General features: G+C 67.7%; 17 protein-coding genes. 10 read left to right on the forward strand and 7 right to left on the reverse strand.

What is annotated here, in order from left to right; genetic code table 11:
* Positions 1–3 precede the first annotated feature (3 nt).
* Together C8258_RS21545 and C8258_RS21550 are read right to left on the reverse strand one after the other, a co-directional pair.
* Positions 4–1,161, reverse strand: a complete 1,158-nt coding sequence (locus C8258_RS21545) for a VCBS repeat-containing protein (protein ID WP_106956765.1) — start codon at positions 1,159–1,161, stop codon at positions 4–6.
* A gap of 123 nt (positions 1,162–1,284) precedes the next feature.
* Complete coding sequence (locus tag C8258_RS21550) at positions 1,285–1,731, reverse strand: hypothetical protein (RefSeq protein ID WP_106956766.1); 447 nt, start codon at positions 1,729–1,731, stop codon at positions 1,285–1,287.
* Between the two features lie 323 nt (positions 1,732–2,054).
* On the opposite strand from C8258_RS21550, the gene C8258_RS21555 reads away from it, so the two are divergent.
* The 6 genes from C8258_RS21555 (at position 2,055) to C8258_RS21580 (ending at position 11,306) form a co-directional block, all read left to right on the forward strand.
* The gene (locus C8258_RS21555; RefSeq protein WP_106956767.1) at positions 2,055–5,867 is read left to right on the forward strand and encodes a nitrate reductase subunit alpha; all 3,813 of its coding nucleotides are present in this window, start codon (positions 2,055–2,057) and stop codon (positions 5,865–5,867) included.
* Between the two features lies 1 nt (position 5,868).
* A complete protein-coding gene (gene narH, locus C8258_RS21560; protein ID WP_106956768.1) occupies positions 5,869–7,572 on the forward strand; it encodes a nitrate reductase subunit beta in 1,704 nt (567 codons plus the stop codon).
* A gap of 43 nt (positions 7,573–7,615) precedes the next feature.
* Positions 7,616–8,365: a nitrate reductase molybdenum cofactor assembly chaperone gene (gene narJ, locus C8258_RS21565; protein WP_106956769.1), complete on the forward strand. Its 750-nt coding sequence runs from the start codon at positions 7,616–7,618 to the stop codon at positions 8,363–8,365.
* Positions 8,362–9,099: a respiratory nitrate reductase subunit gamma gene (gene narI, locus C8258_RS21570; RefSeq protein ID WP_106956770.1), complete on the forward strand. Its 738-nt coding sequence runs from the start codon at positions 8,362–8,364 to the stop codon at positions 9,097–9,099. The genes narJ and narI overlap by 4 nt, the downstream gene beginning before the upstream one ends.
* Before the next feature lie 57 nt (positions 9,100–9,156).
* Positions 9,157–10,113 carry an LLM class flavin-dependent oxidoreductase gene (locus tag C8258_RS21575; protein ID WP_106956771.1) on the forward strand — a complete coding sequence of 319 codons (957 nt, stop codon included), beginning with the start codon at positions 9,157–9,159 and terminating at the stop codon, positions 10,111–10,113.
* 86 nt (positions 10,114–10,199) lie between these two features.
* Positions 10,200–11,306 carry an NADH:flavin oxidoreductase gene (locus C8258_RS21580; RefSeq protein WP_106956772.1) on the forward strand — a complete coding sequence of 369 codons (1,107 nt, stop codon included), beginning with the start codon at positions 10,200–10,202 and terminating at the stop codon, positions 11,304–11,306.
* A 54-nt stretch (positions 11,307–11,360) separates the two neighbouring features.
* On the opposite strand, the gene C8258_RS21585 is transcribed toward C8258_RS21580, so the two are convergent.
* Complete coding sequence (locus C8258_RS21585) at positions 11,361–11,522, reverse strand: hypothetical protein (RefSeq protein ID WP_199195802.1); 162 nt, start codon at positions 11,520–11,522, stop codon at positions 11,361–11,363.
* Positions 11,523–11,637: 115 nt separating this feature from the next.
* On the opposite strand from C8258_RS21585, the gene C8258_RS21590 reads away from it, so the two are divergent.
* From C8258_RS21590 to C8258_RS21600, 3 genes are all read left to right on the forward strand, one after another.
* Positions 11,638–12,153 carry a DUF1772 domain-containing protein gene (locus tag C8258_RS21590; protein WP_106956773.1) on the forward strand — a complete coding sequence of 172 codons (516 nt, stop codon included), beginning with the start codon at positions 11,638–11,640 and terminating at the stop codon, positions 12,151–12,153.
* 139 nt (positions 12,154–12,292) lie between these two features.
* Positions 12,293–12,709: a YciI family protein gene (locus tag C8258_RS21595; protein ID WP_036504404.1), complete on the forward strand. Its 417-nt coding sequence runs from the start codon at positions 12,293–12,295 to the stop codon at positions 12,707–12,709.
* Positions 12,710–12,722: 13 nt separating this feature from the next.
* The gene (locus C8258_RS21600; RefSeq protein WP_106956774.1) at positions 12,723–14,012 is read left to right on the forward strand and encodes an RNA polymerase sigma factor; all 1,290 of its coding nucleotides are present in this window, start codon (positions 12,723–12,725) and stop codon (positions 14,010–14,012) included.
* A gap of 118 nt (positions 14,013–14,130) precedes the next feature.
* Here C8258_RS21600 and C8258_RS21605 read toward each other — a convergent pair whose 3' ends face one another.
* The 3 genes from C8258_RS21605 to C8258_RS21615 are packed head-to-tail and all read right to left on the reverse strand — an operon-like array spanning position 14,131 to position 18,619.
* Positions 14,131–15,870, reverse strand: a complete 1,740-nt coding sequence (locus C8258_RS21605) for an amidohydrolase family protein (RefSeq protein ID WP_106956775.1) — start codon at positions 15,868–15,870, stop codon at positions 14,131–14,133.
* Between the two features lie 39 nt (positions 15,871–15,909).
* Complete coding sequence (locus tag C8258_RS21610) at positions 15,910–17,562, reverse strand: class I adenylate-forming enzyme family protein (protein WP_106956776.1); 1,653 nt, start codon at positions 17,560–17,562, stop codon at positions 15,910–15,912.
* A gap of 16 nt (positions 17,563–17,578) precedes the next feature.
* Complete coding sequence (locus tag C8258_RS21615) at positions 17,579–18,619, reverse strand: NAD(P)-dependent alcohol dehydrogenase (protein ID WP_106956777.1); 1,041 nt, start codon at positions 18,617–18,619, stop codon at positions 17,579–17,581.
* A gap of 113 nt (positions 18,620–18,732) precedes the next feature.
* Here C8258_RS21615 and C8258_RS21620 point away from each other — a divergent pair, with 113 nt between their 5' ends.
* The gene (locus C8258_RS21620) at positions 18,733–19,353 is read left to right on the forward strand and encodes a TetR/AcrR family transcriptional regulator (RefSeq protein WP_063001431.1); all 621 of its coding nucleotides are present in this window, start codon (positions 18,733–18,735) and stop codon (positions 19,351–19,353) included.
* A gap of 23 nt (positions 19,354–19,376) precedes the next feature.
* Here the strand turns inward: C8258_RS21620 and C8258_RS21625 are convergent, their stop codons facing one another.
* Positions 19,377–19,712 (reverse strand): TfoX/Sxy family protein, encoded by a 336-nt coding sequence (locus C8258_RS21625; protein ID WP_062963465.1) that lies wholly within the window; start codon positions 19,710–19,712, stop codon positions 19,377–19,379.
* Positions 19,713–19,767 lie beyond the last annotated feature (55 nt).

Raw genomic sequence — 19,767 nt, forward strand, 5'->3', positions numbered from 1 at the left:
GGGTTACGCCGGATAGTCGACGGCCGGCCCGAAAGTGCCGTCCCCGTTGCCGTCTCGCAGTGTGATGTTGCCCGTGAGGGTGTTGCCGATGACCACGTCGAGTTTCCCGTCACCGTTGAAGTCGGCGAGCGCCGGAGTGGACAGCGGGACCAGACCGCCGGAGGGGTAGACGGCTGCCGGCGGGTCGAAGGTGCCGTCGCCGCGGCCGTGCAGGACGGCGATGCTCGAGGTGCCGCCGTTGGCTACGACCAGGTCGGGTTTGCCGTCACCGTCGACGTCGGCGACGTCGAAGCACTGCGGCAGCAGTCCTCCGGTCGGGTAGGCGACGGCCGGCGAGAATGTGCCGTCGCCCCGGTTCGTGAGGACCGAGACGGTCGCGTTGACGAGGTTGGAGAACAAGATGTCCGGTTTGCCGTCCCCGGTGACATCGCGCGCCATTCCGTACCACGCGGTCGACGCCCCCGAGTCGAAAGTGACCGGCGCGGCGAAGGTTCCGTTCCCGTGGCCTCGGTAGATCTGGATCGTGCTGTTGACGTAGTTGCCGCGCAGCAGGTCGAGATTGCCGTCACCGTCGAAATCGGCGACATCGGCCGAACCGGATCCGACACCACCGGCGGTGGATATCGTCACCGCAGGCGAGAAGGTGCCGTCGCCGTGGCCGCGCAGCAGCGACCACGACGGCGCTTGGTTCGAGGTGGCGAGATCGAGGTTTCCGTCGTGATCGAAATCGGCGGCGACCAAGGCGCCCGGCGCGAAGTCGGTGGCGTAGTTGACCGCGGGCGCGAAGGTGCCGTCGCCGCGGCCCAGCAGGATCGAGACGTCGCTCGAGGCGAAGTTCGTGACGGCCAGATCCACTGTGCCGTCGTGGTCGAGGTCCGTGATGGCGACGTAGTCGGCTTGGCCGCCGGTGGCGTAGTGCACGGCGGGCCGCAAGCCACCTCCCGGCTTGCCCAGGAAGACCGACACACCCCCGCCGAGAAGGTAATCACTGAAGACGACATCCGGCACACCGTCAGCGTTGATGTCGGCGATCGCCGGTACCGCCGGTCCCATCAGATTGGGCGGTACCGGATCCGCTTGCGCCACAGTGCCTGCGACCACCGCGTGAGCGGCGAGTGCCAGCGGCACGAGAACGCTGACAACGGAAATAGAGCGCGACATCGGTTCTCCTGTTGTTGGATTCGGGGGCAGCCTATGGTCTTCCCGCCCTTGGCGGCATCGCTGTGGCTACCCTCGATCTCCTTCGACGAGAACCTGATCGGCATCGCTCGTCGCGGCGGAGAGCTACTCCGCGCGCACGTATCGAGCCGCTGCCGCGACCGCGCCCATATCGATGACCACACCTGGATTCGCCTGCTGGACTTCGAGCATCTCCAACGCCACGTCGATCACCGTCGTCCGGCGGGCCGAGGTGATCAGCTCCTGCCGGATGTAGGCGCTCAGCGGCATTCCGGCGGCGCCCGCGCGACGCGCGAGAACGCTCCAGGTTTGCGCCGGAAGGTCGTAGTCACGGATCACGGCCATGGCGTCGGCGTCGATGCCGGAATCGTGACGGCCGGGACGCTCGGCATCCAGAAATTCCACGACAGCGTCCAGTGGAACGCGCCGACCAGCGAGCCCGATCAGTTCGCCGCGAATATGGGCGTTCATGGAGAGACCTGCTGCGCGCGCCCGGCGCCGCAGGACGTCGGCCGTCGGGGTGGGCAGGTCATCGGTCGGAATCATCGCCATCGTGACACCGTAGCCACGTGGCCGGGCGGGCGGTGCGATATTCGGCGCCGCGCGGATGTGTTAACAAATGTAAAACGCCCGCGAAGCGCCGGTTTCCAAAGCATCACCGAGCGCGTGGACGGCGGCTCTGCGCCGACGGCCCGGCACCGCGGGAATCGGTATCGCCGCAGGTCGGGTTGGAATCACCCCGCGCGACCGGCAATTGCCCAGTGACCGGCACGTTTCCCCCACCTCACAGCTCACCGGCGGCTCGCGCGCGGTGTGAGCGGATCGTTTTGCCGCCCCCGCGAGCGTCCTTACTCTCGGACTGGTCAGCCCGGTTCATGTGTCTCGATGGGGGCGTTGTGGTCATATCGCACAAAAAGGGTTCGGCCCCCTCATCAGAGTCGAACGGCGTAGCCGCGGTGTCGAACGGCGCACCCGAGTCGGCGGCCGATGCCTTGCTGAAGGTGGGCCGCTACTTCCAGCGCGGGGAGGTGTCGGGTGATCTTCGCACCGTGCACAAGGTCGGCGGGCGTGAGGCCGACGAGTTCTACCGCGACCGCTGGGCCCACGACAAGGTGGTCCGGTCCACGCACGGCGTCAACTGCACCGGCTCCTGCTCCTGGAAGATCTACGTCTCCGACGGCGTGATCACCTGGGAGTCCCAGCAGACCGACTATCCCTCGGTCGGCGCCGACAAACCGGAGTACGAGCCGCGCGGCTGCCCGCGCGGGGCCTCGTTCTCCTGGTACACGTATTCCCCTGCGCGCGTACGTTATCCGTATGTGCGCGGAGTCCTGCTCGAGATGTACCGCGAGGCGAAGGCCCGGTTGAAGGATCCGGTGCTGGCCTGGGAATCCATCGTCGAGGACCCCGAGCAGGCCAAGACCTACAAATCCGCGCGCGGCAAGGGCGGATTCGTGCGCGCGGAATGGTGGGAGGCCGCCGAAATCGCCGCCGCGGCACACGTTTACACCATCAAGCAGTACGGGCCGGACCGCATCGCGGGTTTCTCACCGATCCCCGCGATGTCGATGGTCTCGCATGCGGTCGGCGCCCGGTTCATCTCCCTGCTCGGTGGTTCGATGCTGTCGTTCTACGACTGGTACGCCGACCTGCCGGTCGCCTCGCCGCAGGTGTTCGGCGACCAGACCGACGTCCCGGAATCCGCGGACTGGTTCGACGCCGGCTATCTGATCATGTGGGGTTCGAACGTCCCGGTCACCCGCACCCCGGACGCGCACTACATGACCGAGGCCCGCTATCGCGGCCAGAAGGTGGTGGTGGTCTCCCCCGACTACGCCGACAACACCAAATTCGCCGACGAATGGGTCCCCGCCCGCCCGGGCACCGACGCCGCGCTGGCGATGGCGATGGGCCATGTGGTGCTGCGCGAATTCTTCGTCGACCGGTCCACCGCGCGATTCGACGACTACATCAAGCGCTACACCGATCTGCCGTTCCTGATCACGCTGGACGAGCGCGAGGGCGGCTGGAACGGCGAGGGCGAATATCGCGGCCACACCTGGCTGCCCGGTAAGTTCCTCACCGCCGCCGACCTCGCCGCCGCGGGCCTCCCCGGTTTCGACGTGGACAACGCCGAGCACAAGACCGTTCTCCTGGACGGCGACGGAAATCCCGTGGTGCCCAACGGCACCCTCGGCGACCGGTTCTCCGAATCCGGCGCCGGGCGATGGAATCTGGACCTCGGCGACGTCGATCCGCTGATGACTCTGTACGGCCGCACCGACGATGCTGCGGCCGTACAGTTCCCCCGCTTCGACGGCGAGACCGGCACGGTCACCCGTTCGGTGCCGACCACCGTCGTCGCCGGACGCCGCGTCACGACCGTCTTCGACCTGCTGCTCGCGCAATACGGCGTCGGGCGCCCGGAACTGCCGGGCGACTGGCCCACCGGCTACGACGACCCGAGTGCGCCCTACACTCCCGCCTGGCAGGAGTCGATCACGGGAGTGCCTGCGGCACAGGCCATTCGCATCGCCCGCGAATTCGCCGACAACGCCGATCGCTCCGGCGGCCGGTCGATGATCCTCATGGGCGCCGGGACCAATCACTGGTTCCACTCCGATCAGATCTATCGCGCCTTCTTCACCCTGACGCTGCTCACCGGCTGCCAGGGCGTCAACGGCGGCGGCTGGGCGCACTACGTGGGCCAGGAGAAGTGCCGCCCGGTCACCGGCTGGTCCACGCTGGCATTCGGCCTGGACTGGCAGCGGTCGCCGCGGCAGATGCAGGGCACGGTGTTCTGGTATCTGACCAACGACCAGTGGCGCTACGACCCCTTCACCTCCGAATCCTTCGCCTCCCCACTGGGTTCCGGCGCATTCGCGGGGCGCACGGCCGCCGACAATATCGCGCTGGCCTCGCGGCTGGGCTGGATGCCGACGTATCCGACGTTCGACCGCAATCCGCTGGATCTGGTCGACGCCGCCGAGGCCGCGGGCCAGACGCCGCAGGACTATGTCGTGGGCAACCTGAAATCCGGCGATCTCGAGTTCGCCTGCGAGGATCCCGACGCGCCCCGGAACTTCCCCCGCGTGCTCACCGTGTGGCGGGCCAATCTGCTCGGCTCCTCGGGTAAGGGCAACGAGTACTTCCACCGGCATCTGCTCGGCGCGGATTCCAATCTGCAGGCCGACGATTCGGCCGGGGTGCCACCGCAGGAGGTGCGCCGACCGGAACAGGCGCCGACCGGAAAACTGGATCTGCTGGTGTCGCTGGATTTCCGGATGACCTCGACGACCCTGTTCTCCGATATCGTCCTGCCCGCCGCCACCTGGTACGAGAAACACGATCTGTCCTCGACGGATATGCATCCGTTCGTGCACGCCTTCTCCCCCGCGATCTCCCCGCCGTGGGAGGCCAAAACCGATTTCGAGGCCTTCCACCGCATCGCGCGCGGCTTCTCCTGGCTGGCCGAGAAACATCTCGGCGTCCGCAAGGATCTGGTCGCCGTTCCGCTGCAACACGATTCGGCCGACGCGCTGGCGCAGGCGCGGGGGCGGGTGCTGGACTGGAAAGCCGGTGAATGCGAACCCGTTCCGGGCCGGACCATGCCGAAACTCGTTGTCGTGGAACGGGACTACCCGAAGCTGGCCGAGAAGATGGCGGCGCTGGGCCCGCTGATCGAAACGCTCGGGGTCACCACCAAGGGCGTCACGACCGTCCCCGACGCCGAGGTCGAGTATCTGCGCGGAGTCAACGGCACCGTGGTCTCCGGCGTCGCGCAGGGCCGCCCGTCGCTGGCCAAGGACGTGCACGCGGCGGAGGCCGTCCTGGCGCTGTCCGGTACCACCAACGGCCGGTTGGCGGTGGAGGGCTTCCACGCGCTGGAGCGCCGCACCGGCACCCGGCTCGCGGATCTGGCGGCCGAGCACGAGGGCAAGCGGATCACCTTCGCCGATACGCAGGCGCGGCCGGTGCCGGTGATCACGTCACCGGAATGGTCCGGATCCGAAACCGGCGGCCGGCGGTACTCCCCGTTCACCATCAACACCGAACGGCTCAAGCCCTGGCATACGCTCACCGGACGCCAGCACTTCTATCTCGATCACGACTGGATGATCGAACTGGGCGAACAACTTCCGATCTTCCGGCCACCGCTCGACATGTCGGTGCTGTTCCGCGAACCCGGCGTCGGGGCGGTCGGCGAGCGGGGCGTCACCGTCCGCTACCTCACTCCGCATTCGAAGTGGTCCATCCACTCCGCATATCAGGACAATCTGCATATGCTCACCCTCTCGCGGGGCGGGCAGGCGATCTGGATGTCGGATCGCGACGCGGCGAAAATCGGTGTGGCCGACAATGATTGGATCGAGGCGGTCAACCGCAACGGTGTGGTCGTCGCCCGGGCGATCGTCAGCCACCGCATGCCCGAGGGCACCGTCTTCATGTATCACGCCCAGGACCGCGCGGTCGACGTACCGCGCATCGAGGGCACCCCGGACATGCGGGCGGGCCGAGGCAAACGGGGCGGCATCCACAACGCGCTCACCCGGATCATGATCAAGCCCACGCATCTGATCGGCGGATACGCCCAGCAGTCGTTCGCCCTGAACTACCACGGGCCCACCGGAAATCAGCGTGACGAGGTCACCACGATCCGGAGACGCTCACAGGAAGTGGAGTACTGATATGCGTGTCATGGCACAGCTGGCCATGGTGATGAACCTGGACAAGTGCATCGGCTGTCACACCTGCAGCGTCACCTGCAAACAGGCCTGGACCAACCGGGGCGGCACCGAGTACGTCTGGTTCAACAACGTGGAAACCCGGCCGGGACAGGGATATCCGCGGCAGTACCAGGATCAGGAGAAGTGGAAGGGCGGCTGGACGCTGGACCGCCGCGGCCGCCTCACCCTGAAGTCCGGGTCGCGCATGAAGCGGCTGCTCAACATCTTCGCCAATCCGGATCTGCCGACGGTGTCGGACTACTACGACCCCTGGAGCTACGACTACGACAATCTGCTGTCGGCGCCGGCCATGGACACCACCCCGGTGGCACGGCCCAAATCGCTGATCACCGGCGAGGATACGAAGGTCACCTGGGGCGCGAACTGGGACGACGACCTCGGCTCGGGACCGGAACAGGTCGGCCGCGATCCGTTGCTGGCGCGGCTGTCGGACCAGGTCAAGCTCGAGTTCGAGCAGACCTTCATGTTCTATCTGCCCCGCATCTGCGAACACTGCCTGAACCCGTCCTGCGGTGCCTCCTGTCCCTCGGGTGCGATCTACAAGCGTGCCGAGGACGGCATCGTGCTGGTCGACCAGGACAAATGCCGCGGCTGGCGGCAGTGCATCACCGGCTGCCCGTACAAGAAGATCTACTTCAACCACAAGACCGGCAAGGCCGAGAAATGCACGTTCTGCTATCCGCGTGTGGAGGTCGGTATCCCGACCGTCTGCTCGGAGACGTGTGTGGGGCGGCTGCGCTACATCGGCGTCATGCTCTACGACGCCGACGCGGTCCTCGAGGCGGCCTCGGTGACCGATCCGGAGCAGTTGTATCCGTCGCAGCTGGGCGTATTCCTCAATCCGCACGATCCGCGGGTGATCGCCGAGGCCGAACGCGCCGGAATCTCGCCGGAATGGATTGCCGCGGCGCAGGATTCGCCGGTCTACAAGCTGATCGTCGACTACAAGATCGCGTTGCCGCTGCATCCGGAATACCGGACCATGCCGATGGTCTGGTACGTGCCGCCGCTGTCGCCGGTGGTGGATGTGCTGTCCGAGACCGGGCACGACGGTGAGGATGCCGGAAATCTGTTCGGCGCCATCGATTCGCTGCGCATTCCGGTGGAGTATCTGGCCGAGTTGTTCACCGCCGGGGATATCGGGCCCGTGCGCGCGGCATTGCAGCGGCTGGCCGGGATGCGGTCGTTCATGCGCTCGATCAACCTCGGCCAGGAACCCGATCTGGCGATTCCCGGCGCGGTGGGCCTGGAACCGGAGGAGATCGAGGCGATGTACCGGCTGCTGGCCATCGCCAAGTACGAACACCGGTACGTGATTCCGTCGGGCGCGACCTCCCGGGCGCACGAGCTGGATTCGCTGGCGACGGGGTGCAGTCTGGACGGCGACGGCGGGCCGGGGATGACGGCCTTCGATGTGACGTCGGAGAAGTTCGCGCTCGTCGACGCCAATTCGGCTGCGCCGGAGCAGAAGTCGTCGCGGATCAATCTGCTGAATTGGGACGGCGGGTCGACCGAGGGGCTGGTGCCGGAACGCAACGGCAACGGTGCCGCCGACGGGCATCCGGAGACGAACGGGCACGAGAACGGTCCCGCACACGACGTAGTCGACGACACGCTGCCCGAACCGAGCGGAGCGAGCCGATGAGGATGTGCCACCGCCTCGGTTCCGCACGACGAGAGGTGCGGTCATGGGACTGCTGACGTTACGAAAGCGCCCCGCGCCGGTCGTCCCGATGTCCGAACGGGATCGCCGGCTGATCTGGCGGATCTCAGCGCTCCTCCTCGATTACCCCGGCGCGGACACGCTGGCGATGCTCGCCGATTTGTCCGAGGCGGTGGCCTCGCTCCCGGAGCCGGTGCGCGCCGATCTCGATCGGCTGCTCACCCACCTGACCGGCACCGCACCGCTGACCCTGGCGCGCGACTACGTCGACACCTTCGACCTGCGCCGGCGCGCCAGCCTGCATCTGACCTATTACGCCTACGGCGACACCCGCAAGCGCGGTATGGCGCTGCTGCGGTTCAAGCACGCCTATCGGCACGCCGGGGCGGAGTTGTCGGATCGCGAACTGCCCGACCATCTTCCGGTGCTGCTGGAGTTCGCCGCCACCGTCGACCCGATCGGCGGTGAACGACTGCTCGGCGAACACGTGCCGGTGCTGGAGATGTTGCGGCTGTCGCTCACCGACAGCGATTCACCGTATGCCGGCGCCCTCGCCGCCGTCCTCGCCACCCTGCCCCCGCCCACCACGGCAGATCGCCGCCGGATCGCGGAACTGGCCGCGCAGGGACCGCCGGACGAGGACGTCGGGCTGGAACCGTATTCGATGAACGGCGAGTCGACGCATCCCGCCATGAACCCCGACCTGTATTCGCCGCCCGTCGCCGGAACCTCCGCCACCGCAGGGCTTTTCGCCGGATCCGGAGATCGACGATGACATCCACCGTCTGGGCCACCCTGCCCTACATCGCCTTCACCTCGTTCGTGCTGGGCCATCTCTGGCGCTACCGCAACGACCAATTCGGCTGGACCACACGGTCTTCGCAGATCTACGAATCCCGGCTACTGCGCCTGGGCAGCCCGCTGTTCCACTTCGGCATGCTCGGTGTGATCGGCGGACATGTGCTGGGCGTGTTGATTCCGGAGTCGTGGACCGACGCCGTCGGCATCTCCGAGCACCTCTATCACGTGGTCGCCGTCTCCGCGGGTACGGTGGCGGGCGTCGCGGTGATCGCCGGTATCGCGATCCTCGCCTATCGCCGCGTGCGTGTCCCGGCCGTGCGCAAGGCGACCACCACCAACGACAAGTTCATGTACGTGCTGCTCGCCGCCGCGCTGATCACCGGGCTGCTCAATACCGTCGGCAGTAATCTGCTGTGGGGCACGTACAACTATCGCGAGACCGTATCGCCGTGGTTCCGAAGCCTTTTCACGGCCCATCCGCAGCCGGACCTGATGGTCGGCACCCCCTGGACCTTTCAGGCGCACGGGCTCATCGTGCTGACGCTCATCGCCGTCTGGCCCTACACACGGCTGGTCCACATGTTCAGCGCCCCGGTCGGCTATCTGGTGCGCCCGTACGTGGTGTACCGCAGCAAACCTGTCGATATGGCGAACAAGAAGAAGTACGCGCGGGCCTGGCAGAGCCCGGTGCTGCCACCGTCGCGCTGATTCGCCCGTTCGGCAGCCCTTGACCTGGAGCGCACTCCACGGACTAGCTTCGCCGGTATGAGCGATTCCCTCGGGCCCGCACCGAGTTTCGGCATCAAGACGACACCCGCGCACGTCGGCTACGCGGACATCCTGCGGGTGTGGTTGGAGGCCGACGACATACCCGAGATCGAGCATGCCTGGTTGTACGACCATCTGCTGCCGCGGGCGGCGGTCGGGCTGGCCGGGCACGACGGCGATTCGACGGGGAGCCTGTCGGCGGGCCCGGTCCTCGAGGGCTGGACGCTGCTGGCGGCGCTGGCGGCGCGGACGCGACGACTCCGGCTCGGATTGCTGGTGTCCAACAACCGGATTCGACATCCGGCGCTGCTGGCGAAGATGGCCGCCACCGTCGACGTGATCTCGGGTGGGCGACTGGAGTTCGGGATCGGCGTCGGCGGGTTCCCGCGCAACGATCCCCGCTTCGCGACGATGGTGGCGCCCGAGTACGCGGCGTACGGCATTCCGGTCGGCACGTGGCGCGATGCGGTGAGCAGTTTGGGCGAGGCCTGCGTCCTGATCCGGCGGATGTGGACCGAGGAGGTGTTCGACTTCCCGGGCGAACACTTTCCTCTCACCGGCGCCCAATGCGATCCGAAACCCGTCCAGCGGCCCCACCCGCCGATTCTGCTCGCCGGTGCGGGCGCGTCGACGCTGCCGATCGTGGCCGCCCACGCCGATCTCTGGAATGTGATCGGACCCCCGCTGACCGGTGTCGACACCCTCCGCGAACACAGCCGTACACTCGACGACCACTGCGCGGCGATCGGCCGCGATCCCGCACACATCACCCGTTCGGCGCAACTGCCCATCTCCTACGACGCCCCCGGCCGCATACGCGAGACGCTGCTCGAGCTGATCGACGCCGGTTTCACCCACCTGGTCCTCAACCCGCCCGCCCCGTACCCGGACGGAGTCGCCCACTGGATCGCCGACGAAATCATCCGCCCGACCCTGGACGCCGCCCCGCACTGAGCGGTTCTCCTCCGGAATTCCCGTCGCGGCGCCGTTGTTGCCGGGATCCGAGGGCCGAGTTGTCGAATCGGAAGGGAATGTGCCGCATGTCACAGGGTTTGGTCGAGGAGCCGGGGATTCGCCTGGACGAATTGTTCACCGAATTTCACGCGGGATCGTTGCGGTTGCGGAACCGGTTCGCGATGGCTCCGATGACGCGGGCAAAATCGCCGGACGGTATTCCGAATGGGGAGAATATCGACTACTACCGCGAACACGCGGCCGGAGGTGTCGGTCTCGTCATCACCGAGGGGACCTACGTCCGGGGGCCGGCGGCCGGGCCGATCCGGAAGGTGCCGCGGTTCTACGGCGACGAGAGTGCGGCCGGGTGGCGGGCGGTGGTCGAGGCCGTGCACGCCGAAGGAGCGGCCATCGTGCCGCAGCTGTGGCATACCGGCGTCGATCGCGGGAACGAACCCCGCTTCGAGCCGGAGACGCCGACCGTGAGCCCCTCCGGAGTGGACTTCACCGGAGCGCCGGTGGGACGTGCGCTGACGACCGGCGACCTGGACACGCTCGTCGACTCGTATGTGGAGTCCGCGCTCCTGGCCCGGGAGCTGGGATTCGATGGCATCGAACTGCACGGCGCGCACGGCTATCTGCTCGATCAATTCTTTTGGGCCGCAACCAATCACCGTGACGACGACTACGGCGGCTCCCTCCGGCGGCGCGCCGCCTTCCCGGCTCGGGTGGTCGCCGCCGTGCGCGCGGCCGTCGGACCGGATTTTCCGATCATCTACCGCTTCTCGCAGTGGAAGGGCGTCGACTACAGCGCGCGCATCGCCGAGAGCCCGGCGGAACTCGAAGAGTTGCTGACCCCGCTCGTGGAAGCGGGTGTCGACATCTTCCACACCTCGCTGCGTCGGCACTGGCTACCCGAATTCACCGACGCCGCCGACGATCTCAGCCTGGCCGGCTGGACCAAGAAGATCACGGGGCTGCCGGTGATCACCGTCGGTTCGGTCGGCGTGGACAGCGTCTTCCGCGGCGACACCATCGACGAAACGCAGGCGCAGCGCTTCACCCTGCTGCGCGAGCAGTTCGAACGCGGCGAATTCGATGTCGTCGCGCTGGGCCGGGCACTGCTCGCCGACCCGGAATGGGTGAACAAGATGCGGGCCGGGCGACTCGCCGATATCACTCCGTTCCGCTGACCTCGGCCGCTCCCGGCGACACTCCCCGGACCACTGCCGCTTCGATGGCTCGTTTCATCTCCGCGGCGCCGTATTCGATACGGATCCGGACTTCGGGGGCGCGTTGGCGACCCGGCCGGGTAGCAGGCGCTCGTGCACGGCGCCGATATCGCGCAGTACGTCCCAGATGTGTTGCGGTGGTGCGTCGATCGCGATGTCGTGGCGGATGGTGGCCATGGATCGACGCTACCCGGGGCCGGCTCCGCCGGAAACCGGATCTCGTAGACGCTCGCGTATGGGAGCGAGCGTCCGGACCATGGGAACGCTCACCGTTTCCCGGTGTACTGAGTGCATGACAGCGACCACCGCCACCGCCACCTCGACCACCTCCGGCTTCGCGACCGGCTCCCTGATCGGCGCGACCGTCACCACCGGCCTGCTGGCCGGTGTCTTCTACGCCTACGCCAGCTCGGTGATGCTCGCCCTGCGCCAACTCGACGACCGCACCTTCGTGGACGTGATGAACCGCATCAACACCGTCATCGTCAACCCGGTCTTCATGCTGAGCTTCCTCGGTTCGGTCGCCTTCACCGGCCTGGCCGCCGTGCTGTACTGGCGCACCGATCAGCGCGCCGTGCTGTGGTGGGTCCTGCTCGCCCTGGCCCTCAACGTGATCAGTTTCCTCATCACCTCGGGCGGCAACGTCCCCCTGAACAACCAGCTGGCCGACACCTCCTCGGGCGATTTCGCCACCCTCCGCCACCAGTTCGAAGGCCCCTGGATCACCCTCAACATCCTGCGAGCCCTCGCCAGCACCGGCGCCCTCGGCGTCCTCGCCTGGGCCCTGCGCACCACGAACAAGGGGTAGGGGGCCCAACGACCTGCGATAATGCGGGCGGGAAAAAACTTTCGGAAAATTTCGGTGGCCGTGTCGATCCATAGTGGTTGTCGTTCGACCTAGGGGTGAGAGGGTCCGGAGGGGATCCGCGAGACGAAGGAGACACACCATGAAGTACATGCTGATCATGCGCGCCACGGACGAGGCCTACGCGAGTATGGGCGAGGTCGATTTCGGCACCATGCTGGAGACGATGGGCAAGTTCAACGACGAGTTGATCCGGGCGGGCGTGCTGCTCGCGGCGGAGGGGCTCGACCCCGCCGAGAGTGTGGTGGTCGATTACGACGGGGAAACCCCGGTCGTCACCGACGGTCCGTACGGCGAGACGAAGGAACTGTTCGGCGGGTTCTACCTGCTCAACGTGGCCTCGAAGGAGGAGGCGGTCGAGTGGGCGAAGCGGATGCCGGTCATCGTCAAGGGGTGCAAGACCGAGATCCGGCGGGTGCCCACGATCGACGAATTTCCGCAGGACAACGTCTGGATTCAGAAGGAGCGGGCGTGGCGCGAGGCCACCGGGCAGCTCTGAACGGAACATCCGGATGACGGCCGATCCCACCGGACGCGAGGCGGTCGCCGCGGTGTGGCGGATCGAATCCGCGCGCATCGTCGGCGCGCTCGCCCGCTACACCGGCGATTTCGCCCTCGCCGAAGATCTGGCGCAGGAAGCACTGGCCGAGGCGCTGGTCACCTGGCCGCGGGAGGGGACACCGCACAATCCGGCCGGTTGGTTGCTCACGGTGGGGCGGCGGCGCGCGATCGACACCTTCCGCCGCCGGTCCGCCCTCGACGATCGCTACGCCGCCCTCGCCCACGACTTGGGTGAGGGCGGCGCGCTGACCGGCGGGCCCGGTGCGGATCCGATGCGTTCGGGAGCGGAACCGCTGTGGGATCCCGATCGCATCGACGACGACGTGCTGGCGCTGATCTTCACGGCATGTCATCCGGTGCTCTCCCGGGAGGCGCGGGTGGCACTGACACTGCGTGTGGTCGGCGGTCTCACCAGTGACGAGATCGCCAGAGCATTTCTCGTTCCGGCCGCGACGGTTCAGGCCCGGATCACCCGGGCGAAGAAAACCCTTGCCGCGGAACATATTCCGTTCGAAGTACCGGAGGCGGGTGAGCGTGCTGCCCGGCTGAATTCGGTGCTCAGCGTGATCTACCTGATCTTCACCGAAGGTTCGTCGGCGAGTTCGGGCACCGAACTGATCCGCTTCGATCTGGCCGGGGAAGCACAGCGACTGGCTCGGGTGCTGTCCCATCTCGTGCCGGACGAACCGGAGGTGTACGGACTGCTGGCGCTGCTCGAGCTGACCGCGGCCCGCTTCCCGGCGCGGACGGGCCCCGACGGCGAGCCGGTGCTGCTGGAGCATCAGGACCGGCGGCGCTGGGACCGTGCGGCGATCCGGCGCGGCCGCGCCGCCCTGACCCGCGCCGGACAGGTCGGCCGCGGGCTGGGCTATTACGGCGTGCAGGCCGCGATCGCCGAATGCCACGCCGTCGCCGGCTCGATCACCGACACCGACTGGGAGCGCGTGGTGAGCCTCTACGAAGCGCTGGGCCGCCTCGCCCCGTCACCGGTGGTCGAGCTGAACCGGGCGGTCGCGGTCGCCATGGCGCAGGGTCCGGACGCCGGACTCGCGATCGTGGACGGTCTGCGCGCCGAGGGCGCACTGCCGAATTCCCACCTGCTGCCGACGGTCCGGGGCGAACTGCTGACCCGCCTCGGCCGCACGAGCGAGGCCCGCGAGGAGTGGGAGCTGGCGGCGCGCTGGTGCGGCAACGACCGAGAGCGAGCCGTCCTGCACCGCAAGCTCGACCAGCTCGGCTGAGCACCACCCGCATCCGGGCGGAGATTCGACACGTCCGGCGCTAGCCTCACCGGCGCAAACCCCACCGGCGATACCGGTATCGCGGAAGCGAACCCGGGCGGTCCGTCGGCCGACCGTGTCAGGCGGCGGCGAGAAAGCGCCCGGTGCGCTGCGACCCCAGCACCGGCGCGGCCACACCGTTGCCGAAAACATAACGGCCACCGACGAATACGGCATTCACCGTGTCGTCGTTGCGATTGACCATGCGCGACAGATTGCCGAAGTACGGCATCGTCTGTTCGGTGTAGCGCTCGAGTCCCGCATCCAGCCGGGCCGGGTCGATCACCACCGCGTCGGCGCGGTCTCCGACGCGCAGATGTCCTGCGTCGAGCCCGTACCAGTCGGCCAATTCCCCGGTGAGCCGGTGCACCGCGTGTTCCACCGACATGAACGGGCGCCCCGCCAGTTCGGCATCGCGCACCCGGCGCAGCAGCCGCAGCCCGAAGTTGTAGAAGGCCATATTGCGCAGGTGCGCACCGGCGTCGGAGAAACCCAGCTGCACGCCGGGGTCGGCGGCGAAGCGATCCAGCACGCGCGGCCGATGGTTGGAGATCGTGGTGCGCCAGCGCACCTTGGGCCCGTACTCCACCACCAGATCGAGGAACGCGTCGACCGGATGCACTCCCCCACGTTCCACGCCGACCTGACCGAAGGTCTTGCCGACGACCGAGCTGTCCGGACATTCCACGATCTCGGCGTCGAAGAAGTCGCGATGCCACACCCGCGGGCCGAACTTGCGGTCGTAATCCTTGCGGAACTGACGGCGATAGCTTTCGCTCTGCAACATCCGGTGGCGTTCGTCCAGCTGATTCGACAGATGCAATGCCGCTGCGCCGGAACCGAATTCCTCGAACACCACCAGGTCGATACCGTCGGCGTACACCTCGAACGGCACCGGCAGATGCTGGAAACGGAAATCACCGCCGACTGCGTTGATCGCCCGCGCCAGGGCCGGAAACACATGCGCCACCAGGGGAATCGCCTTGATATCGGCCGCCGAGAGCAGACTCACCTTGAGCGGCGGCTGCCCGATACCCAGACTCGACAGCGCCATCGCCACCAAGCTCTGCGGTCGCGCCACATCCGGCCCGCCCTGCAGAGCGCGCCGCCGAGCCCGCAGGATCGCGTTGAGCTGATGCCGTTCGCGCATCGTGGCGTAGGTGGAGGGCAGGGTGCGGGACCGGCAGGTCTCGCCGTCGAGTTTGTCGAACATCAGCTGCTGCGAGGACATACCGACGAAACCGGCGTCGAGGGCCTCGTCGAGATGCCGGCGCATGGCGGTCAGCTCGCCGGCCGTCGGCTTCACCTCGGTGCGGGTAGCGCGGTCCAGCCCCATCTCCGCGGCGCGGATATCCGAATGTCCCAGGAACGCCGCCACATTCGGCCCCAGCGGCGAGGCGTCCAGGGCCGCGGCGTATTCGTGGGCATTGCGCCAGGTCTTCACGTCACCGACAGCGTCGATCACATGTCCGCGCGGGATGGCCTCCACCCGGCCGAACAGGTCGCCGGCGGTTTCGGCGCCGACGTGCACAGTGGACAGCGAACAGGAACCGAGCAGGACGGTCGTGACGCCGTGGCGCACCGATTCCGACAGCGACGGATCCAGCAGGACCTCCACGTCGTAATGGGTGTGGATGTCGAGCATCCCGGGGATCACCCATTTGCCGGTGGCGTCGACGACGGTCTCGCAGCCGGACTCGTCCAGGGGTTCGGCCGAGACGGCGGCCACCCGCCCGTCGCGGATGCCGACGTCGCGCACCGCCGACGGCGCGCCCGTGCCGTCGAACCAGGTACCGCCCTTGATGATGCTGTCGTACATGACAGTCCCTCTTTCACCCACCCGCCCCGGCGGGGCGCGTCAGATCTCTATCTCGCGCCGCACGACCTTGCCGGTCGCGTTGCGCGGCAACGGTTGTGCCGTGATCACCCAGCGGGCCGGCACCTTGAAGTAGGCGAGCCGCTCGGCGGTGAAGGTCCGCAGTTCGTCCTCGGTCACGCCGGCGGGATCGGCGACCACCACGACGGCCGCCACCTCCTGCCCCAGATCCGCATGCGGCACACCGAGTACCGCTGATTCCAGCACCGCGGGATGCTCGTCGAGCACGTTCTCGATCTCGGTCGGGTACACGTTCTCCCCGCCGCGCAGGATGAGATCCGACCGCCGTCCCGACAGGCGCAGCCGTCCCTCTTCGATCACACCGAAATCGCCGGTGTGCAACCATCTTTCGGCATCGATGGCGGTCGCGGTGGCGGCCGGGTCGTTCCAGTAGCCGAGCATCACGTACGGGCTGCGCACACAGATCTCGCCCTCCTCGCCGTCGGGCAGCGTCGCGTTGTCCGGATCGCGGATCTCGATGCTCACGCCGATGATCGGCATCCCGACGGTGTCGGGGTGGGCGGCCAGCACCGGCGGCGTGGCAACCGTTGCCGCGGTGCCGCTTTCGGTGAGGCCGTAGCTCGTGGTGAGCGCGACCTCGGCCATCGGAAGTTCCCGGCGCAGCCGTTGATGGAAGGCCGGCGAGGACGGGGCGGCGTTGAGCGAGAACGCCACCAGACTCGACAGGTCGTAACGGGACAGGTCGTGGTCGAGCATGCGGCTGACCATCGTCGGCACCGCACCCCAGTTGGTCACCCGTTCCCGCTCCATCAGCGACAACACCCGCTGCGGGTCGAAGCTGCCGGTGTTCATCACCACGGTCGCGCCCGTGGCCAGCCGCGGAATGATCAGATTGTGCAGGCTCGCGATATGAAACAGCGGTGACGTCAACAGGAATCGGCGATCGCTGGGCCCCGGTCCGAGCTGTTGGCCACGGAAGGCGGCCGCCATGGCATCGGTGAATCGGTGATAGTCGCAGACCGCCAGCAGGTTTCGCTGGGTGTGCACCACACCCTTGGGCCGTCCGCTGGTGCCGCTGGTGTACAGGATGACCGCCGGGTCGTCCTCCGCGATCGACACCTCCGGCGCCGGGCCGGGAGGGTCGGCGATCAGCCGCGGCAGATCGGATTCCATGGTGAGCACCGGAATGTCGCTGCCCACCTCGACCAGCAGGGCGGCGCGCTTGGTATCGGCGACGACCACCGTCGGGCGGGTGTGCTCGAGACCGTAGGCGATCTCGCGCGGCGCCCACCACGCGTTGTAGCCGACCGGAATCGCGCCGAGCACCTGCGCCGCCCAGAACGTCGTCACCCATTCGGGCGTGTTCGCGGCGAGGATGCCCACCCGGTCACCCTTGCCGACACCGTATCGATCGGCGAGTGCGCGCGCGAGAGCCGTTGCCGCGGCACCGTGTTCGGCGAATGTGATCCGGCGGTCGGGGGTCACCAGATAGTCGTGGTCACCCCAGGCCGTGCCCGCGTGGAACAGCTCGGCCATACTGCGCCGCCGATCGCGCATCACCGGAATCGGCGCGCCCAGTATCTCTTCGACCACCATCTCGAACCGGCCACCGGGACCGGTGAGGTCGGCGGTGATCCGGGCGGCGATGGCCTGCGGGTCGGCAGCTCGCGTCATAACCTTCACTTTCTGCTTACGGGATGAGCACGGCGCGACCGCGGATCAAGCCCCGGTCGAGTCGTTCGAATGCGGCCGGGCCCTCGGCGAGGTCGAAACGTTCGACCGATACGCCGATGGCGCCGCGCTGCGCGAGCGCGACCGAGGCGTACAGGTCACTTCTCGTGCCGCCGTAGGACTTTCGGACGGTGGCGCCCCACGGCAGGCCTGGTCCACCGGCGGGTCCGGCGTCGATGCCCGGAATTCCGCCGTCGAGTCCCACCATGCGATAGGCACCGTTCGGCGCAACCGTTTCGACGGCCAGTTTCGCGGTGGCGTCGTTGCCGACGAAGTCGAAAACCGCCTCGGCGCCCCGGCCGTCGGTGAGGTCCAGGATGCGGGCGGCGGTCTTCTCGTCGGCCGGCAGGGCGAGGTCGGCACCGCATGCCGTGGCGAGCTCCAGTTTCTCCGCGGAGATGTCGACCGCGATGATGCGGCAGGCCGTAATGGCCTTCAGGATCTGCACCGCGACATGTCCGAGCCCGCCGATACCGATCGCGACGGCGGTGGCGCCGGGCCGCAATTGGTCGGCCGCCCCGCGGATGGCGTGATACGGCGTGAGCGCCGCATCGGCCAGCGGCGCCGCCATCGCGAAGTCCAGCTCGCCGATGGGCACGAACGAATTCGCCGGAATACGAACGTATTCCGCCATCCCCCCGTCCGGCCCGAGTCCCGGGCAGGGCGGCATCGCGGTGCGCCCCGCCGCGAGGCAGACGTTCTCGTTACCGCTCACACATTCCCGGCACACGCCACAGGACCAGCACAGGTAGACCAGGCCCCGCTCCCCCGCGCGACGACCGTCGACCTCGGTGCCGACCGCCTCGATCGTGCCGGCGATCTCGTGCCCCATCGTCAGCGGATCCTCGCGCAGCGGGAACGGCAAGCCGAGCACGAAGGAATCCGAATGGCAGATTCCGGCCGCCCCGACCTTCAGCAGCAGATCGGTGGGTCCGATCTCGGGGATCGGGACCTCGCGTAGCTCCAGCGTGCCGGGCCCGGTCAATTGCAATGCGCGCATGTCCTGTTTCCTCACCGCGGCGTTCGGCGCAGCGCCGGACGTGACGTGGCACACACGGTAGCACTCACTGGACACGGCGTCCAGTGAGTGTGCGGGCGTCTATCATCGACGTCATGCCTTCGGAATCGACCGCCCGGCGCGGGTCGCTGCGCGATGAGCAGAAGCGGGCGACGCGGATGCGCATCGTCGAGGAGGCGCGGCAGTTGTTCGCGCGTGAGGGCTATCTGGGAGTGCGCGTCGACGACATCGCCGCCGCGGTCGGCTGCAGCCGGGCCACCTTCTACCTGCACTTCACCGGTAAGACCGAGGTGCTGCGGGCGATCGCCGAACAGGGCACGCTCGCCAGCGTCCAATTCTTCTACCGGGATCTGGACCGGGTCCTGGCCACCGGCTCCCGCGCGGAGTTCACCACGTGGATGCGCCGGGCCATCGAGTGGTTCTTCGACAACAAGGATCTGCTTCCCGCCTGGGACGAGGCGACCGCCCTGGAACCGGAGTTCCGCGACCTCGCGCGGGAGGGCATCATGCAGCTCGCCGACGGGATGCCGGACTATCTGGCGCGCTGGCCCGAGGGCCGCCGCGACGAAGCGCGCCTGCGCATCGAACTACTCGTGGCGCAGCTGGAACGCTTCTTCACCCGATGGGCGATGCAGGGCACCATCGAGGTCACCGCGGCCGCGGCCGCCGAAGTCCTCACCGATATCTGGTTCCCCGCCCTGCAGGCACCCGAATAACACAGCGGGACAACGTCTTCCGGTTATTTCGGCGGGAGCGTACGGGCGTATCCGAGCCCGCGATCCAGCCAGGTGTGCAGCACCTCGTCGTCGTCGAGATATTCCGGCGCCACCCGCAACCAGTTCCGCATCTCCCGGCCGCCCATCACCATCGGCGCGACCGCGGAACCGTCGATGAGCTCCTCGGCCTGCGCCGGATCGACCCGGACCAGCAGGCCGCCCTGACCGCTGGCCGCCACCGCCATATTGCCGCCGACCAGGAAGGCCAGCCCGCCGAACATGCGCTTCTCGACCGTCTCGGTCACCGCGGGCCCGAGCAGGTCCCGGATCCGATCGGCCAACTCTTCGTCATAGGCCATACGGCATTCTCACACCGGGCACCGACAGATCCGGACCGATCCCGCGGCGGCCGGT

The organism is Nocardia sp. MDA0666, assembly GCF_003023875.1.
Lineage (GTDB): Bacteria > Actinomycetota > Actinomycetes > Mycobacteriales > Mycobacteriaceae > Nocardia > Nocardia aobensis.

Coding starts and splice junctions, on each gene's coding strand:
- C8258_RS21605 (WP_106956775.1), bottom strand. CDS start 15,870: ATGTACGACAGCATCATCAAGGGCGGTACCTGGTTCGACGGCACGGGC.
- C8258_RS21555 (WP_106956767.1), top strand. CDS start 2,055: ATGTGTCTCGATGGGGGCGTTGTGGTCATATCGCACAAAAAGGGTTCG.
- C8258_RS21575 (WP_106956771.1), top strand. CDS start 9,157: ATGAGCGATTCCCTCGGGCCCGCACCGAGTTTCGGCATCAAGACGACA.
- C8258_RS21585 (WP_199195802.1), bottom strand. CDS start 11,522: ATGGCCACCATCCGCCACGACATCGCGATCGACGCACCACCGCAACAC.
- C8258_RS21600 (WP_106956774.1), top strand. CDS start 12,723: ATGACGGCCGATCCCACCGGACGCGAGGCGGTCGCCGCGGTGTGGCGG.
- C8258_RS21615 (WP_106956777.1), bottom strand. CDS start 18,619: ATGCGCGCATTGCAATTGACCGGGCCCGGCACGCTGGAGCTACGCGAG.
- C8258_RS21580 (WP_106956772.1), top strand. CDS start 10,200: ATGTCACAGGGTTTGGTCGAGGAGCCGGGGATTCGCCTGGACGAATTG.
- narJ (WP_106956769.1), top strand. CDS start 7,616: ATGGGACTGCTGACGTTACGAAAGCGCCCCGCGCCGGTCGTCCCGATG.
- C8258_RS21545 (WP_106956765.1), bottom strand. CDS start 1,161: ATGTCGCGCTCTATTTCCGTTGTCAGCGTTCTCGTGCCGCTGGCACTC.
- C8258_RS21610 (WP_106956776.1), bottom strand. CDS start 17,562: ATGACGCGAGCTGCCGACCCGCAGGCCATCGCCGCCCGGATCACCGCC.
- C8258_RS21550 (WP_106956766.1), bottom strand. CDS start 1,731: ATGGCGATGATTCCGACCGATGACCTGCCCACCCCGACGGCCGACGTC.
- C8258_RS21595 (WP_036504404.1), top strand. CDS start 12,293: ATGAAGTACATGCTGATCATGCGCGCCACGGACGAGGCCTACGCGAGT.
- C8258_RS21620 (WP_063001431.1), top strand. CDS start 18,733: ATGCCTTCGGAATCGACCGCCCGGCGCGGGTCGCTGCGCGATGAGCAG.
- narI (WP_106956770.1), top strand. CDS start 8,362: ATGACATCCACCGTCTGGGCCACCCTGCCCTACATCGCCTTCACCTCG.
- C8258_RS21590 (WP_106956773.1), top strand. CDS start 11,638: ATGACAGCGACCACCGCCACCGCCACCTCGACCACCTCCGGCTTCGCG.
- narH (WP_106956768.1), top strand. CDS start 5,869: ATGCGTGTCATGGCACAGCTGGCCATGGTGATGAACCTGGACAAGTGC.
- C8258_RS21625 (WP_062963465.1), bottom strand. CDS start 19,712: ATGGCCTATGACGAAGAGTTGGCCGATCGGATCCGGGACCTGCTCGGG.